This is a genomic window from Paenibacillus sp. FSL K6-2859 (assembly GCF_038008265.1).
GTDB classification, from domain to species: Bacteria; Bacillota; Bacilli; order Paenibacillales; family Paenibacillaceae; genus Paenibacillus_AQ; species Paenibacillus_AQ nitricinens.
Genome location: NZ_JBBOYU010000001.1, coordinates 4,162,741 through 4,176,271 on the forward strand (window position 1 = coordinate 4,162,741; position 13,531 = coordinate 4,176,271).

The 13,531-nt window shown below is 44.6% G+C and carries 14 protein-coding genes; 6 read left to right on the forward strand and 8 right to left on the reverse strand.

Annotated elements, in window-relative coordinates:
- Nucleotides 1-8: 8 nt before the first annotated feature.
- A complete protein-coding gene (locus tag MHB64_RS18585) occupies nt 9-1,685 on the reverse strand; it encodes a hypothetical protein (RefSeq protein WP_341135124.1) in 1,677 nt (558 codons plus the stop codon).
- A gap of 235 nt (nt 1,686-1,920) precedes the next feature.
- On the opposite strand from MHB64_RS18585, the gene kduI reads away from it, so the two are divergent.
- The 3 genes from kduI (at nt 1,921) to kduD (ending at nt 4,444) form a co-directional block, all read left to right on the forward strand.
- A complete protein-coding gene (kduI, locus tag MHB64_RS18590) occupies nt 1,921-2,754 on the forward strand; it encodes a 5-dehydro-4-deoxy-D-glucuronate isomerase (protein ID WP_094878444.1) in 834 nt (277 codons plus the stop codon).
- Between the two features lie 132 nt (nt 2,755-2,886).
- Nucleotides 2,887-3,642: a DeoR/GlpR family DNA-binding transcription regulator gene (locus MHB64_RS18595; RefSeq protein ID WP_280786372.1), complete on the forward strand. Its 756-nt coding sequence runs from the start codon at nt 2,887-2,889 to the stop codon at nt 3,640-3,642.
- Nucleotides 3,643-3,685: 43 nt separating this feature from the next.
- Entirely contained in the window at nt 3,686-4,444 is a 759-nt protein-coding gene (kduD, locus tag MHB64_RS18600) for a 2-dehydro-3-deoxy-D-gluconate 5-dehydrogenase KduD (RefSeq protein ID WP_094878445.1), read from the forward strand.
- A 45-nt stretch (nt 4,445-4,489) separates the two neighbouring features.
- On the opposite strand, the gene MHB64_RS18605 is transcribed toward kduD, so the two are convergent.
- Together MHB64_RS18605 and MHB64_RS18610 are read right to left on the reverse strand one after the other, a co-directional pair.
- Nucleotides 4,490-4,924 carry a DUF5301 domain-containing protein gene (locus MHB64_RS18605; protein ID WP_094878446.1) on the reverse strand — a complete coding sequence of 145 codons (435 nt, stop codon included), beginning with the start codon at nt 4,922-4,924 and terminating at the stop codon, nt 4,490-4,492.
- Between the two features lie 5 nt (nt 4,925-4,929).
- Entirely contained in the window at nt 4,930-5,451 is a 522-nt protein-coding gene (locus MHB64_RS18610) for a hypothetical protein (protein ID WP_341135125.1), read from the reverse strand.
- Between the two features lie 141 nt (nt 5,452-5,592).
- Here MHB64_RS18610 and MHB64_RS18615 point away from each other — a divergent pair, with 141 nt between their 5' ends.
- A complete protein-coding gene (locus tag MHB64_RS18615; protein WP_341135126.1) occupies nt 5,593-6,243 on the forward strand; it encodes an NUDIX hydrolase in 651 nt (216 codons plus the stop codon).
- Entirely contained in the window at nt 6,240-6,785 is a 546-nt protein-coding gene (locus MHB64_RS18620) for a GNAT family N-acetyltransferase (RefSeq protein WP_094872999.1), read from the forward strand. The genes MHB64_RS18615 and MHB64_RS18620 overlap by 4 nt, the downstream gene beginning before the upstream one ends.
- 44 nt (nt 6,786-6,829) lie before the next feature.
- Here MHB64_RS18620 and MHB64_RS18625 read toward each other — a convergent pair whose 3' ends face one another.
- Nucleotides 6,830-8,905 carry a beta-galactosidase gene (locus MHB64_RS18625; protein WP_341135127.1) on the reverse strand — a complete coding sequence of 692 codons (2,076 nt, stop codon included), beginning with the start codon at nt 8,903-8,905 and terminating at the stop codon, nt 6,830-6,832.
- Nucleotides 8,906-9,112: 207 nt separating this feature from the next.
- Between MHB64_RS18625 and MHB64_RS18630 the strand changes: the two genes are divergently transcribed.
- Nucleotides 9,113-9,967, forward strand: coding sequence for an AraC family transcriptional regulator (locus MHB64_RS18630; RefSeq protein ID WP_341136099.1), 855 nt, complete (start codon nt 9,113-9,115; stop codon nt 9,965-9,967).
- 61 nt (nt 9,968-10,028) lie between these two features.
- Here the strand turns inward: MHB64_RS18630 and MHB64_RS18635 are convergent, their stop codons facing one another.
- Genes MHB64_RS18635 through pnuC form a run of 4 tightly spaced genes read right to left on the reverse strand, consistent with a single transcriptional unit; the run spans nt 10,029 to nt 13,182 of the window.
- Nucleotides 10,029-10,580 carry an NADAR family protein gene (locus tag MHB64_RS18635; protein ID WP_094872995.1) on the reverse strand — a complete coding sequence of 184 codons (552 nt, stop codon included), beginning with the start codon at nt 10,578-10,580 and terminating at the stop codon, nt 10,029-10,031.
- A complete protein-coding gene (locus MHB64_RS18640) occupies nt 10,577-11,470 on the reverse strand; it encodes an NUDIX hydrolase (RefSeq protein ID WP_341135128.1) in 894 nt (297 codons plus the stop codon). The genes MHB64_RS18635 and MHB64_RS18640 overlap by 4 nt, the downstream gene beginning before the upstream one ends.
- 27 nt (nt 11,471-11,497) lie before the next feature.
- The gene (locus MHB64_RS18645) at nt 11,498-12,508 is read right to left on the reverse strand and encodes an AAA family ATPase (RefSeq protein ID WP_341135129.1); all 1,011 of its coding nucleotides are present in this window, start codon (nt 12,506-12,508) and stop codon (nt 11,498-11,500) included.
- A complete protein-coding gene (pnuC, locus tag MHB64_RS18650) occupies nt 12,505-13,182 on the reverse strand; it encodes a nicotinamide riboside transporter PnuC (protein WP_341135130.1) in 678 nt (225 codons plus the stop codon). Before pnuC ends, MHB64_RS18645 begins: the two co-directional genes overlap by 4 nt.
- Nucleotides 13,183-13,531: the final 349 nt, after the last annotated feature.

The window sequence follows — 13,531 nt, forward strand, 5'->3', positions numbered from 1 at the left end:
AGTTCTTATTAAACCGTATAGTTCTCCAAAGAGATCTTCTCACCATTCAGCAAAGCTCGCGGTGGCTCTGACTCGCTCTTCATACTCAAATGCAATCTATCGCCATTACTGGTCGTATAATGAGCCGCCAATCCGTCTTCCGTCTCAAATCGGGGTTCATTATGGGCCATAGCTATTACAAATGCATCCAGTCCGATGATTCCACGCTCTGCAGACTCCTTAACACCGATCGCCTCAACGATCACCCCACCCGGCATCCCCGTAGCTGTTACCTCAATGTATCCCTTATGTTTTTGCAGATGATATGGATGAGATAGATATATTGCGAAATAGACATCGCCAACGTGACCGAACAAGGCGTTCAGGTCTTGCATCCACTCCCCGTGAGGAAGAACACCGATAATCGTATTTTTTTCCCCCTGAGGAATGGGAAATAAAGAAATAACTACATTTTTGTGATAAAGGACCTCCATATAACGACTCTGATGGCGAGGATCTCCCGAATTGTAGTATTGACCTGGGTGGAAGAAATACAGCTGGTTCCCCCCACCCTCTCCACTTACAGGCAAGGAAAAAGCCCACCGGAGCTGTTCATTGTCGAATTCTTCTACTCGCTCCCACATCCCGCCTGCTGCATAATCCTCTGTAATATAGGCATAAGAATGAAGCAACGGTTGAGCGTTCGGATCTGCTGGGACTACCTTCTGTGTAATCTTAGTGGTTTCCACAGGCGTCTGGCGATTCATTGCAGCTGTTAAAGCCTCATTTGGTGCTTTATAGAACAGGAGTCCAGCGTATTCCGTACGTGGCATTGCCACTGAAAGCTTGAAGTCCCCGAATTGAATATAGTCATGAAGCACATTAGCATCTCCTGGTACATCATGTGGCCAACCTCTAGAATGTGCACCCACCCAAGCTCCGCGTAAATAAAACTCAGCTCTTACCATCCAAAGATGATCAAGCATCTCTTTAAGAGTAGTTATTAAATCCGTATCCTCTGTTGGGACAAGCTCCAAAGCGCAGGTAAACGCTTGTATCCAATGCCAGAACCACGGGAGACTGCCGTATTCTGGCATCCCCTTAGAGCGGATGTACGTCAATGTGTCCTTCAAACTTTGCCGACCATCTTCAACGAGCACATCATCTGCAAACAGAGTGCCAAAAATCAGCTTTGCTGCTGTATATTTCGCTTCATGATGTCCAAAAGTGATTACCGGCTTACGGTAGAAACCACTCCGATAAATGTGTCCAAATGCTGTATTCAGGACAATGCGAAGTTGAGCGTTTAGTGCTCCACCATATCTTTTGCAAAAGTAAACCAGCAAGCTGCCCATAATTTCCACAGGTAACTCATGCGGTGAAGCCTCACGTGGAACCGGATTCAATCCAAGCGGCCAGTGCCCGTATAGCTCCGTGCCAGGTTGACGATTCTGTAGCATTAATGTCTCTAGCAGCACATCCTGTGCCTTCTGCTTTGCTTCTTCCCGGTCAAAAGGCAACGACAAAGAATCATCTACTGCAGCTGCAAAAAGATATGAGGCATAATAAAAGTTATTTCGCACATCATCGTGGAACCAGAGTCCACTCTCAAGCAGAGGCCGTCTCTGCGCTTCCAGCGCTATACTTATAATGATTTCTTGTTGACGGTCCTGATAAGTACTCTGAATACCATTCGACTCCAGCATTCAAGTTCAACCTCCCACATCTCAATTTTCAATAGTATGATAACAATCCTATAAATGAGAACTAAGCATTTTAGATCTATTGTGCACACTTTTCGTTCATTTTGCAATTATTAAAACTTATAAATAAACTATAATGAACCAATATATAAAAATAAACACTTGTAAAATGAACATAAATGGAGTAAATTGTACCTATACGAACAAAAATATGCTTTTGAAGGAGATTGAATAATCCATGGAAAGACGTTTTGCATCCCATCCTAATGAAGTTAAGCAGTTTGACACTGAGCGCCTCCGCAAGGAATTCCATATTCCTGTCATTTTTGCACCCGATGAACTGAAGCTAGTACTTACCCATGAGGATCGTATGATCGTTGGCGGTGCTAATCCTGTTAAGGAAGAAGTTGCACTTACAACTGACCTTAAAGAACTTGGGGTTACTTACTTCTTGGAGCGCCGTGAGCTAGGGATCATCAATGTTGGCGGTAAAGGGGCGGTTATTGTCGATGGTACAGAATATGAAGTAGATTTCAAAGAATGTCTGTATGTTGGTCAGGGTTCTAAAGATGTTATCTTCAAAAGTGCAGACGCTTCCAAGCCCGCTAAATTTTATTTGAATTCTGCACCTGCTCACCAGTCCTATCCAACTACTAAAACCACTCTGGCTGAATCCGAATCCGGTGCGATGGGCGGTTTGGAGAACTCCAACGAGCGTACCATTCACCGGTTCATTCATACAAACGGCGTACAAAGCGCTCAGCTAGTTATGGGTATGACTCAACTGAAGCCAGGTAGCATGTGGAATACGATGCCGGCACATACACATCCACGCCGGATGGAAGCTTATTTCTATTTTGATCTACCGGACGATTCCGTTGTGTTCCACTTGATGGGAGAGCCTAATGAAACTCGCCATATCGTAATGCAAAACGAACAAGCGGTTATTTCCCCAAGCTGGTCCATCCACAGTGGTGTTGGTACTCATAACTATACTTTTATCTGGAGTATGGCTGGCGATAATAAAAGATATGATGATATGGACCCCGTATCCATGAAAGAACTACAATAGAGACAAGCTAAAACGCCTTCGGCGTCCTTTTAAGGACGATAAGCGTTTGTGCGAGAATTATAAGGAAGAGTCTAGCGTGAAACTTAAACTTTCTTATAATTTAAATCAATTACGGAAAGCTGAGGCAAGCGGATGAACCCGATACGACGACATGAGATGATAATGGAAGTTATGCTGAACCAAAAAGATGTAACGGTGAATGAACTGAGCGATAAGCTACAGGTTACGGGAAAAACAATTCGTGAGGATTTGAGCAAGCTGGAGGAGCAAGGACTGATTGTACGTGTACATGGCGGAGCTGTGCTGGCACAAAGCGACCAGTTTGGTATTTTGCCCTCTAAGGATCCACTGGATAAGTATTCCGACGAAAAAACGGAGATCGCCTTGCGCGCGCTTGCCCATATTGAAAAGGACGATATTATAGCTCTTGACGGCGGGAGCACAACGCTTGAAATTGCCCGACGCCTGGACAATATGCCTCTAACGGTAGTCACCAATGATGTATACATCATCAGCGAACTGGTTCTCAAAGATCATATTCGTCTCGTCGTTCCCGGGGGGTACCGTGTCCGCAATATGTTGGCCGGCCCTGAAGCCGTCTCCTATGTGCAACAACTTAATATTCAAAAAGCATTTCTGTCCTCGACAGCTATTCATATCGAACATGGACTTTCTATTTATACAGGAGATTTAATTGAGTTTAAGCAAGCCCTTGTGTCTACTGCCCGTAAAGTGTTCGCGGTTGTGGATCATCATAAATTCGGCCAAACTGCGCTGCGTACATTCGCTTCTCTGCAGGAAGTTGACGTTATCTTAACAGATAAAGGACTCTCTCCCGAAACGGCAGAACAGTTCCGCGGTGCAGGCGTTGCCATTGAATGTGAGTAATAACCGGAATTAAATCCATTTAATCAAAGGGGCGTAATTTATAATGTCATCATCATTATTCAGCTTGGCAGGTAAAACAGCACTCGTAACCGGTGCAGCTCAAGGTCTTGGACAAGGCATTGCCCTTGCCTTCGCGGAAGCAGGTGCGGATATAGCAGCCGTATCACTTAATACAAGTCAAGAAACCGTAAACGCTGCAAAAGCTTTTGGCGTAAAAGCGGTTAGCATCGAATCTGACTTAAGTGATCATAGCAACCTGCAAAACACATTTGACCAAGCACTTGAACTGACTGGTCATGTTGACATTCTCGTGAACTGTGCAGGAATGATCCGCCGTACTCCGGCAAAAGACCATAGTGAAAAAGACTGGTTCGATGTTATTAACCTGAACTTGAACACAGTGTTCCTTCTGTCTCAGATCGCTGGCCGCCACTTCCTGGAAAGAGGATCCGGCAAAATCATTAACATCGCCTCTATGCTCTCCTATCAAGGCGGAATCAATGTCCCTGGCTACACCGCGAGTAAGCATGGGGTTGCAGGTCTTACTAAAGCTTTTGCCAATGAATGGGCAGGCTCCGGTCTGAACATCAATGCGATTGCCCCAGGCTACATGGCGACTGAAAATACAGCTCCGATCCGTGCCGACCAAAGTCGTTCGGACGCGATCTTAGATCGTATTCCAGCCGCACGTTGGGGAACACCAGATGATCTAAGAGGTCCTGCTGTATTCTTGGCTTCCGCAGCTTCAGACTACTTGAATGGTCATATTCTTAACGTAGATGGCGGATGGATGGCTAGATAAATAACCTAAAATATTTAACCCGCTGCCTGTGACAGCGGGTTATTTTTACTTAAACAAGCTTATAATGGATTCCCCATCAAATTTACTAGTAATCTTAAAATTTCCAGAGTGATACTTACTATTACTAGATCGATCGCTGAAATACAAGTAATCTGTGCCATAGAGTGTCATTCCAAAGCGCTGATCTTTATTTACATATATTCTTATCCAATAGGTCTCCGCAGGTCGTTCGGATGCATCACTTCTTTTTAATTTCACGTCAGAAAACTCATGTATGATCTTTTCAATTTCTTTCGGGTCATCCACTTTAATATCTTGTTCATTAGAACTCTTAAGAACTCTAATGGAGGTGATTTGAGTAGCATCGATTCGATCCAGTACAAGATTTTGAAATGAATTATAACTGTGATATAAGGGAACTCCGTAAAGAAGCAGATTTATTACTATAAGAAACAATAAAAATAATTTACTTTTTTTCATAATTATTAGCCTTCTATCTCCACAAATTCTCCCGGATGTGCCCGAATATACTCGCCAATCAATCGGTGGCTATTTTCGGCTATGTTCTTAAACCGTTCAAATAAACCACTCATCCCTCTCAACAACTCAGGGTCACGATCGAGATCCGTGAGGGTAGCATCAACCCACTGTATTCCAAGTCGATTGTTTCTTTCTTCGAGAAATGCCTTTGTTTCCTGAAGCAAAAGTTGCATTGGTTCATCGCCAAAAAAAAGTAAACCTCCCATCACTCCTGTCCAATACCCCGGCTGGTCTTGCATGTAAGAAATCCAAGCATAATACTCCCCTTCGGAATTACGGCTGTGATCATGCATTACTCTGAACATACAAAGTGCTTTCTGTCCATCTGTGAGCTTTGAGATCACTTCGGATTTGATCGATGGTGATTTTGCGCGAATCTGCTGAAAGGTAGGCTCCATACAGGCCCATCCTAGTCTTTCATCAATTAATGTGTCCAAATCCTTCTGCTTCATGGTTACTAAATTCATTTAACTCCTCCTTTGATTAACATCCAAAAATATACATTTCATTCTAGCTGTTGTCAATAAGAACCTCCTAACATTCAGGATAATTCGAACGTTTTTATGATAGGCTTTAGGAAGAGGAAATCATCATAAAGGAGCTTTTCTATGCATAATGAGATACTTACCATTTTTGATGAAGGAGGCAACCGAACAGGTACGGCTCCACGTGAAGAGGTACATCGGTTAGGACATTGGCATGAGACTTTCCACTGCTGGTTTATAAGCAAAGATCAGGAAATACCCTATATCTACTTACAACTTCGCAGTGAACAGAAACAAGATTATGCGGGACTACTGGACATCACGGCCGCAGGACATTTGCTAGCAAACGAAACTGTAGAAGATGGAACACGCGAGGTTCATGAAGAGCTGGGACTAGAGCTATCTTTTGAAGACCTGATCCGGCTAGGGACAATTCCTTACAGTATGAGAAAAGAAAACCTTATCGATAATGAACGAGCGCATGTCTTTGTTTATAACAATCCCTATCGTCTAAAAGATTTTCAGCTACAAAAAGAAGAGGTCGCTGGCATTGTCAAAGCTAAGTTCTCTGATTTCCGCAGATTTTGGCAGGGAGAAATACATAGTCTACAAGTCAACGGTTTTCAAATCGATGCGCATGGACATAGAATTACCATTGAGCAGGATGTAGACAAAACCCATTTTGTACCCCATGAAGTGAGTTATTATACTCGTATTATCGAGGGTATCGAGGCAATATTTCTAAAATCAGCAGTAGTAACGGAGGACAAATGATTATTAATCAACGAACATTTGCCGTGAAAGGAACCCAATACACCATTAGATCTGCAAACACTACGGATGCAATGACATTGTCCAAATTAAGAGTACAAATCGATGGGGAGACTGAGAATCTAGACAGAGAACCAGGGGAGGCTTTTATAGACGAAATAGGGTTTCAGCAGCTAATTCAATCTGATTCAGAGAAACTACGTAACTTATTTCTAATCGCGGTAGTTAATGATCAAATCGTTGGGTTCTCTAGATGCGAAGGTCATTCATTAGCAAGATCGGCTCATAAAGTCGAGTTCGGAGTATGTGTGCTGCAGGATTATTGGGGTTATGGAATTGGAAAAAATCTTTTAGCAGAATCGATTGCTTGGGCCGACGCTAACGGTATCCAAAAAATCACTTTAAATGTCCTCGAAACAAACGACAAAGCTATTACCCTTTATCAGAAGCTTGGCTTTGAGATCGAGGGAATATTAAAGAATGATAAGATTCTTGCAGACGGAAAATTCTATAACACGATTATGATGGGACGATTTATAGATTAATTTTAAAAAGGCAGAACCTGAATTCCTCAGGTCCTGCCTTCTTTTTATACTAACGATTTACGCTTCAACATTGCGAGATCATTTACCGCTAGATTCAACACAGCCGGAACAGCAGTGTCTGAAGTTATATCTGTGTATTCTTCTCCATTTAATTGTACCGTTTGCGGACTTCCGCTGAAGTTTTGCACGAAGATATAATCGCTCTCTCCATCCGTCCGAAGCTGCGCTGTCACACCAGTTGGTAGCTCACTATCAAGCGCACGAGTAATTCCTGCTTTAGAAGTGATTGCAGCATACAATTCAACGTAGAAAGAGGCGTCTTTCACACGAGTAGCGAGATGATAGGCATTTCCTTCACCGAAACGGTTTACCGTAAGCGCAGGACGGCCAGCATAGAAATCGCTGCGATAAGTGCCTAATGCTTCTGCACCTTCCAAGTGGATCAGCTCAGCAATTTCATGCGCATCATAATCTCCACTTAGATTAAGTGCATTGCTCGCCTGCATTACAACACCATTCAAATCACGGCTATGCAGCCCTTCGGTCTCTTCCGCCCAAATGCCGAGCGTTCTACGTAGCGGTCCTGGGAATCCACCCAAATGACATAAATCCGTTTCATTAACGACACCAGACCAATAGGTTGCCAGGAATGTTCCGCCCTGTTCAACAAACTTCTCGATACGCTTTCCATTCTCTTCACTGATCAGATATAACATAGGTGCAATTACCAGCTTATAATCGGACAGATCATCCCCTGATCCGATCATATCAACCGGAATGCCTAACTCCCAAAGTGCACGATAATGCTGTAGTACAGTCTCCTCATAACGCAATCCAGAATTACGAATGCCTTGCGCATCCTTGATCGCCCAGCGGTTGTCCCAATCGAAAATAATTGCTGTTTTTACTGGAGTTGATGTACCTACTACTTCTGTCATTCCAGCCAGCATCTTTCCTACCTCTGTAACGTCTTTAAACACACGAGTCTCGGAGTGGCCGCTATGGTCAACCACTGCACCGTGAAACTTCTCACTAGAGCCCCGGCTTTTACGCCATTGAAAATATTGTACAGAATCCGAACCATGCGCTACCGCTTGAAGCGAAGACAGCTTGTGCATGGCAGGACGCTTCAGCTTACTGACCGATTGCCAGTTCGTAAGTGATGGCGTGCTTTCCATGAGGAGGAACGGTTTCTTTTTAAAAGAACGCATTAAATCGTAGTGCATCGCCGTCCATGCGGCCAGTCTAGCATCGTCACCGTCTTCAGTATAATGCCATTCTGGATAAGCATCCCATGAGACAACATCCAGAATTTTAGCCAGTTCGCGGTAATCAATGCCATCGATCATATGCATATTCGTTGTAATTGGCAACGCTGGATTGTACGGGCGAACAGTATTGATCTCATGCTGACAGAAATCAATCGTCCGTTCGCTGACAAACCGACGCCAGTCGAGATTCAAGCCGTGCACTTGCGTCTCTCCGTGTGGAGCCGGGGATTCAATTTGTGTCCATGAAGTATAGGTATGACTCCAAAACGTAGCCCACCAAGCATGATTCACCTCATCCAGACTGTTATTGTATTTGTCCTTCAACCAATCTCTAAAAGCATTTTGACAAAGATCACAGTGGCATTCGCCACCAAACTCATTCGAAATATGCCAACCGATAACCGCAGGATGCTGGCTATAACGTTCTGCTAGCTTCGCATTTAAAATTGCAGTCTTTTCCCGGTACACAGGGGAGGTGAAGCAGTGATTATGACGGAAGCCATGTAAATTGTGAACACGATTACGTTCCACTCTTAGAACTTCAGGGTACTTCTCAGACATCCAAGCGGGCCGCGCTCCACTAGGTGTTGCGAGAAATGCGTAAATCCCATTCTCTGCAAAAGAATCCAATACACTATCCAGCCAATCGAAAGTGAATACACCTTCTTCAGGCTCTAGGGATACCCAAGAGAAAATCCCAACAGACATCACATTACAGTTCGCAAGCTTCATCAAACGAATATCCTCACGCAAAATTTCCGGGTACTTCAGCCATTGCTCAGGATTATAATCAGCACCGTGCAGCATCACTGGAGCTTTGCTGCTAATCGGGGAATGTTTTTTACTCATTGTGTAAGATCATCCTCTCAATTCTGCCCATGTTATGAATGGGACTATTCTCTGATGATTGGTTAGACGCCTTAGCTATCTAAATCACGAATCATCATTTATACTATTTATAATAAAAGAAAAGTCGTCTTCAGCAGTAGGAATATACTCTCGAAGTGATAGCACAAAATGAATATGAGGTGAACCATCCTGCTTCCTTTTTCTCTGATAGAATTACCGCGCGACGCGGAGACACTTCCTTTATATCCCTATTCTGTAGGTCGTCATATCCAATTTCATCATGTACGTCCTGCTGGATTTCCTGTGCACCAAATCTTTCTGATTCGTACCGGAACTGGACTCTTTCGAGATCTGGAGAGCGGCACTGAGATCACACTAGAACCTGGAATGGTCTTCGCCTTCCCTCCAGATCGAGGACATGAATATTATCCAACCTCACATGAACCGTGGCATGTCGGCTTCATCGGGATCGAAGGCATTCAATCACAAGGCTTGCTGGAGGGGATTGGCCTTCTCCCTTTTTCCCCCTATCACCCTGCTCGTTTTGAACAATGTTGGGAGGAGATCGGAAAGATCTGGCATACGGCGAACACTCAGACGGCTAGTCGCCAAGACGAGCATGGGATGGAGGATCTATCTATAACCCTATATCGATTACTTCTGATGTTACGACGTTCTGAATCCAAACACACCTCAGGCGGTCGTTTTGAACTTGAGTCTGTGCGTAATGGTGCGTTGGCTAAGGCGGTTGAGCTTATTAACGAACATTATACTGAGCCACTCCTTATCTCCAATCTAGCTGCTGCTGTAGGGTATTCCGTCCAGCATTTCCAGCGTCTATTCGTACAGGAATATGCCGTAACTCCACATAAATATCTACAGAATCTGCGACTAGAACGTGCGATACAGTTAATGACAGAGAATGCTGATATTCTCGTTCAGGATATTGCGGTTCAACTGGGAATGGAGACGAATTATTTTATCCGAATCTTCCGAAATACTTATGGCTGTACGCCTGGGGTGATGAAGGAGAGACTTTTAGAGAGTGAACAAAAAAGATAACGAAATCCAAAGGGATCTCGTTATCTTTTCATTCTTTTATCAAAAATAATTCCGGTAGAAGTTAATCTCGCAGCAATTCGTCCCTCACTTCGGTCAGCACGAATCCAAGTAAGTTCCTCCCCCTCCATTTCACGGGATTCTCCGCATCCGGATTGGACTGGCTCATACCTATTCCCCAGATGCGATCCTGTGGGCTAGCTTCGACGAGAATACGGTTTTTCGTTGACTTGAGATATTCCCCAAGCTTCGGATTCTGCGAAAATTTGGCTATATTTCCTCTTTTGACAATGTTATAGCATTCTTTATCCCAAGTGTCATTTTCGAAGTTTCTTACTGCACGTCCGTAAGCTTTCATCTCCTTGGGATGCTTTGCTTTAAGGATCGCGTCCAACATTTCGTCATCTCCAAACAGTCTTGCTTTCTCGGCCATCATAAACTGCTCGACACAGGAATACTCCATCCCCTCTACCAAGAAAGGACTCATCCACCATTGGCTGAAGCAGCTTTTGTCGACACCGTCGTGCTTTGGCGGTGTATGGCCCCAGAAGAACACAAACTTGAACGTTTTGCCCGCGATATAAGCTTTTCTTAACTGCTCGATATTATAAATCATTGATATTCCTCCATATTTCTTCGATACAAGCGGGAAGGACGGTGTCCCGCATTTTCAGTATAATGATCGGTCTCCGCTACGAGATCCGCTACTTTACGCCGGAATGCGGCTTTCAGCAGCTCTTTGTCTAAGATCACCTCATAAACCTGCTGCAGATCCGTCAAAGTGAAGAGATCCGGCATCAAGTTTAGCGCAAGATCGGTATAATTCACTTTTCCCCGCAGTCTCTCAATAGCGCAAGCTATAATCTTTGCATGATCAAAAGCCAATCCGTCATTTGATACAATGGAGTATGCGGTTGACGTAGAGGCCGACTTTGATGTCATCGTCCGACCCACAACTGCCGTAAACTCTTCTTCATCGCTGCTTAGCTTGAGCTCGTATTCCTTCGTTTTCACATACCCATCCTCAATAATCTCTTTGCGCTCGCGCAGAAGCCGATAGGTTACCTTGAACCAGGCAGCTAGGTCAGCGTCATCTCCTGCTTTCAGCTGTACCTGATCACTGTTGATTAAGGCCATGTAGCTGCAGCTCATTACCCAGGTACGAGGGTCCCTTCCAACATCGCTGAAGGTGTATAACTGCTCTAAATATACGTCATCCACGCCGGTTTCTTCATGCAGCTCCCTCACCGCCGCTTGCTCCGTGGTCTCGTCCGGCCGGACGAAGCCGCCTGGAAGTGCCCAATTGCCCAAGAACGGGTGACCTCCCCGACGAATGAGCAGAATTCGCAGCTCTTTTTCCGGAAGCTTACGGTAGCTGTCAGCCTCCGTGTTCGTAACGGTGAAAATGACCATGTCCGCTGCCACCGAAGGCCGCTCGAAATCCCCGGCACGGTACTGCTCGAGAAATTGCTGTTCCGTAAGTCCATCGCGATCCAACAAATTCATGTGTCCTTGCCTCCTTTGTTCTTTATCCTAGCCGTGTAACTCTCCGAAATAGTTCTGGTAGGGCTCAAACTTTGTCAAGACCTCACTTACTTTGTGCATTCGTTCCTCTAGGTTTCCTCGCAACACGATATAGGGAATCCGCCGCTCTTTCAAATCCGCAATGATTTGCTTATGAAAAATATGCCGCTTCTGGTCCCCGCTACGGTCCCATGTATCCTCATAAGGAATATCATCGTCACACAAGAAAAATAGATCGTAGCGCTGCGCGTTTTCTAATGCGATCCGGGATAAGCACTCAGGAGCCCGGCCGTGGTAATCCAAGGCAAACATATATGTGGTAATTGCATTGGTATCGACAAAGAGATATCGGTTAGCTTCCAGCAGCGCCTGCTCCTCACGTTCGATATGGCCTAAAGCGATCTCATCGAACGCTTCTAGGCTGATTCTACGATCTTCTTGATGCTCGGTCCAGTAATCACGCCCATATTCACTCGCAAAGGTTGTGCGATACCGCCGCGCCAGCGCTTCAGTGATTGTAGATTTGCCAGTGGACATCGCTCCCACAAAAACCACTTTCGTGATTAACCCCCTATACACTACATCACTTATAAATCTGCGGTATTTATAAGGGTCGGCACGTACCATCGTGGCCGAAATCGGCACCTGCTCACGGGCTTCATCCACCCGCCGATCCACCGCGCCTAATGCGACACTCATATGCTCACCGTAAAACTCACTAGAATAAAAATGCGTCACTTGCTCGCCCTTCAGCAGCCCCAGAATATACTTCTCCTCTCGAATCTCATGCTTCCGATCGTTCGAATATCCGTCTGGACCGTCCCAAGCTTCGATTACCCGGACCATTGGATAGAGCTTGCGGATCCAGTTCGCCCGGATATGAAGCGGAATCGGAGTCACCGTCGTTTCGTAGATTACCACAATCAATTCTTCTACCTCTTGCAACGCCGTCTCGATCATGAATTGATGTCCTTTATGCAACGGGGCAAACTTCCCCAGCGTTAATCCAAGCCTCTTCATGCCGACACCTCCTTAGCCCCTTTATTCCAATTGTAATAGCCGTATGCAGCGTTAACCAGATACGCACTCCACATGACGATCATCAGCAACCCCTCGCCACTGCCTTCCAGCATCCGAATTACCCACAACAGCACCGTAAACATATTCAAAACAATATAGACCAGCCATTGTTCCTTAAATCTTCTGACCATTAAAAAAGTAGCCACAATGGATAATACCGTTGTAATAGCATCTATATAAGGCGAGTTCTGCCCTGGGATGAACGATAGCCCGATTCCCAGTAACAGGCAGCCTATTACGCAGACCGCTCCAACAAGGAAGAGCCCCTTAAGATCCATCTGTCGCATGGATAGTTTGCCGTCTTGGCGGTTGTTTTTCCACATATAGAAGCCAACGACATTCATAGGAACAAAGAATAACAAATTCAGCATGACCTCTCCAAACAAACCGTTTATATAAGCCAAGTATGCGTAACCGACGGTATTGTACATTCCGAAAACATAACTCATCAGGTTTCCTTTCGCCGCGAGCACCACACATAGCACCCCGGTGATAAAGACTGTAAAACCGAATAAGGAATCTTTAGATATAACCGTAAACGCAATAGCAATAGAGGTAAACAAAACTAGCCAGACGATTTCAAACAGATTCCAGCCACCCCATGTTTTATCCACTTTCATCCCCTCGCTTTCATTAAATACTCTAACCTTCACCATTCAGTTAGTTGTTAGTAACATTTTGATATTAACACGTTGTTAATATCAAATATAGCAAAAAGGAGAAGGAGATGCAATAAAAATTTGAGAATAATTTCCCAATTAAGTCTGGCCCCAGCCTATGGTCTGAATCCCCTTCCTTAGCGTAAGCCTAATTCGAGAATCAGCTAACGGTACTTATTCTTGACAATGATTTCTGGCAAGAATATACGCTGACAAAGGAAAAAACCCGCGATTTACGTGGGTTGGTGTTCAAACATATATTTGTCATCCGGCTATTTCTTCTTCTCACCTCTTCGCTCGCATT

What these genes read in the sequence shown, in the direction of transcription:
- MHB64_RS18585 (WP_341135124.1), bottom strand. Translation starts at nt 1,685, where the DNA reads ATGCTGGAGTCGAATGGTATTCAGAGTACTTATCAGGACCGTCAACAA.
- kduI (WP_094878444.1), top strand. Translation starts at nt 1,921, where the DNA reads ATGGAAAGACGTTTTGCATCCCATCCTAATGAAGTTAAGCAGTTTGAC.
- MHB64_RS18595 (WP_280786372.1), top strand. Translation starts at nt 2,887, where the DNA reads ATGAACCCGATACGACGACATGAGATGATAATGGAAGTTATGCTGAAC.
- kduD (WP_094878445.1), top strand. Translation starts at nt 3,686, where the DNA reads ATGTCATCATCATTATTCAGCTTGGCAGGTAAAACAGCACTCGTAACC.
- MHB64_RS18605 (WP_094878446.1), bottom strand. Translation starts at nt 4,924, where the DNA reads ATGAAAAAAAGTAAATTATTTTTATTGTTTCTTATAGTAATAAATCTG.
- MHB64_RS18610 (WP_341135125.1), bottom strand. Translation starts at nt 5,451, where the DNA reads ATGAATTTAGTAACCATGAAGCAGAAGGATTTGGACACATTAATTGAT.
- MHB64_RS18615 (WP_341135126.1), top strand. Translation starts at nt 5,593, where the DNA reads ATGCATAATGAGATACTTACCATTTTTGATGAAGGAGGCAACCGAACA.
- MHB64_RS18620 (WP_094872999.1), top strand. Translation starts at nt 6,240, where the DNA reads ATGATTATTAATCAACGAACATTTGCCGTGAAAGGAACCCAATACACC.
- MHB64_RS18625 (WP_341135127.1), bottom strand. Translation starts at nt 8,905, where the DNA reads ATGAGTAAAAAACATTCCCCGATTAGCAGCAAAGCTCCAGTGATGCTG.
- MHB64_RS18635 (WP_094872995.1), bottom strand. Translation starts at nt 10,580, where the DNA reads ATGATTTATAATATCGAGCAGTTAAGAAAAGCTTATATCGCGGGCAAA.
- MHB64_RS18640 (WP_341135128.1), bottom strand. Translation starts at nt 11,470, where the DNA reads ATGAATTTGTTGGATCGCGATGGACTTACGGAACAGCAATTTCTCGAG.
- MHB64_RS18645 (WP_341135129.1), bottom strand. Translation starts at nt 12,508, where the DNA reads ATGAAGAGGCTTGGATTAACGCTGGGGAAGTTTGCCCCGTTGCATAAA.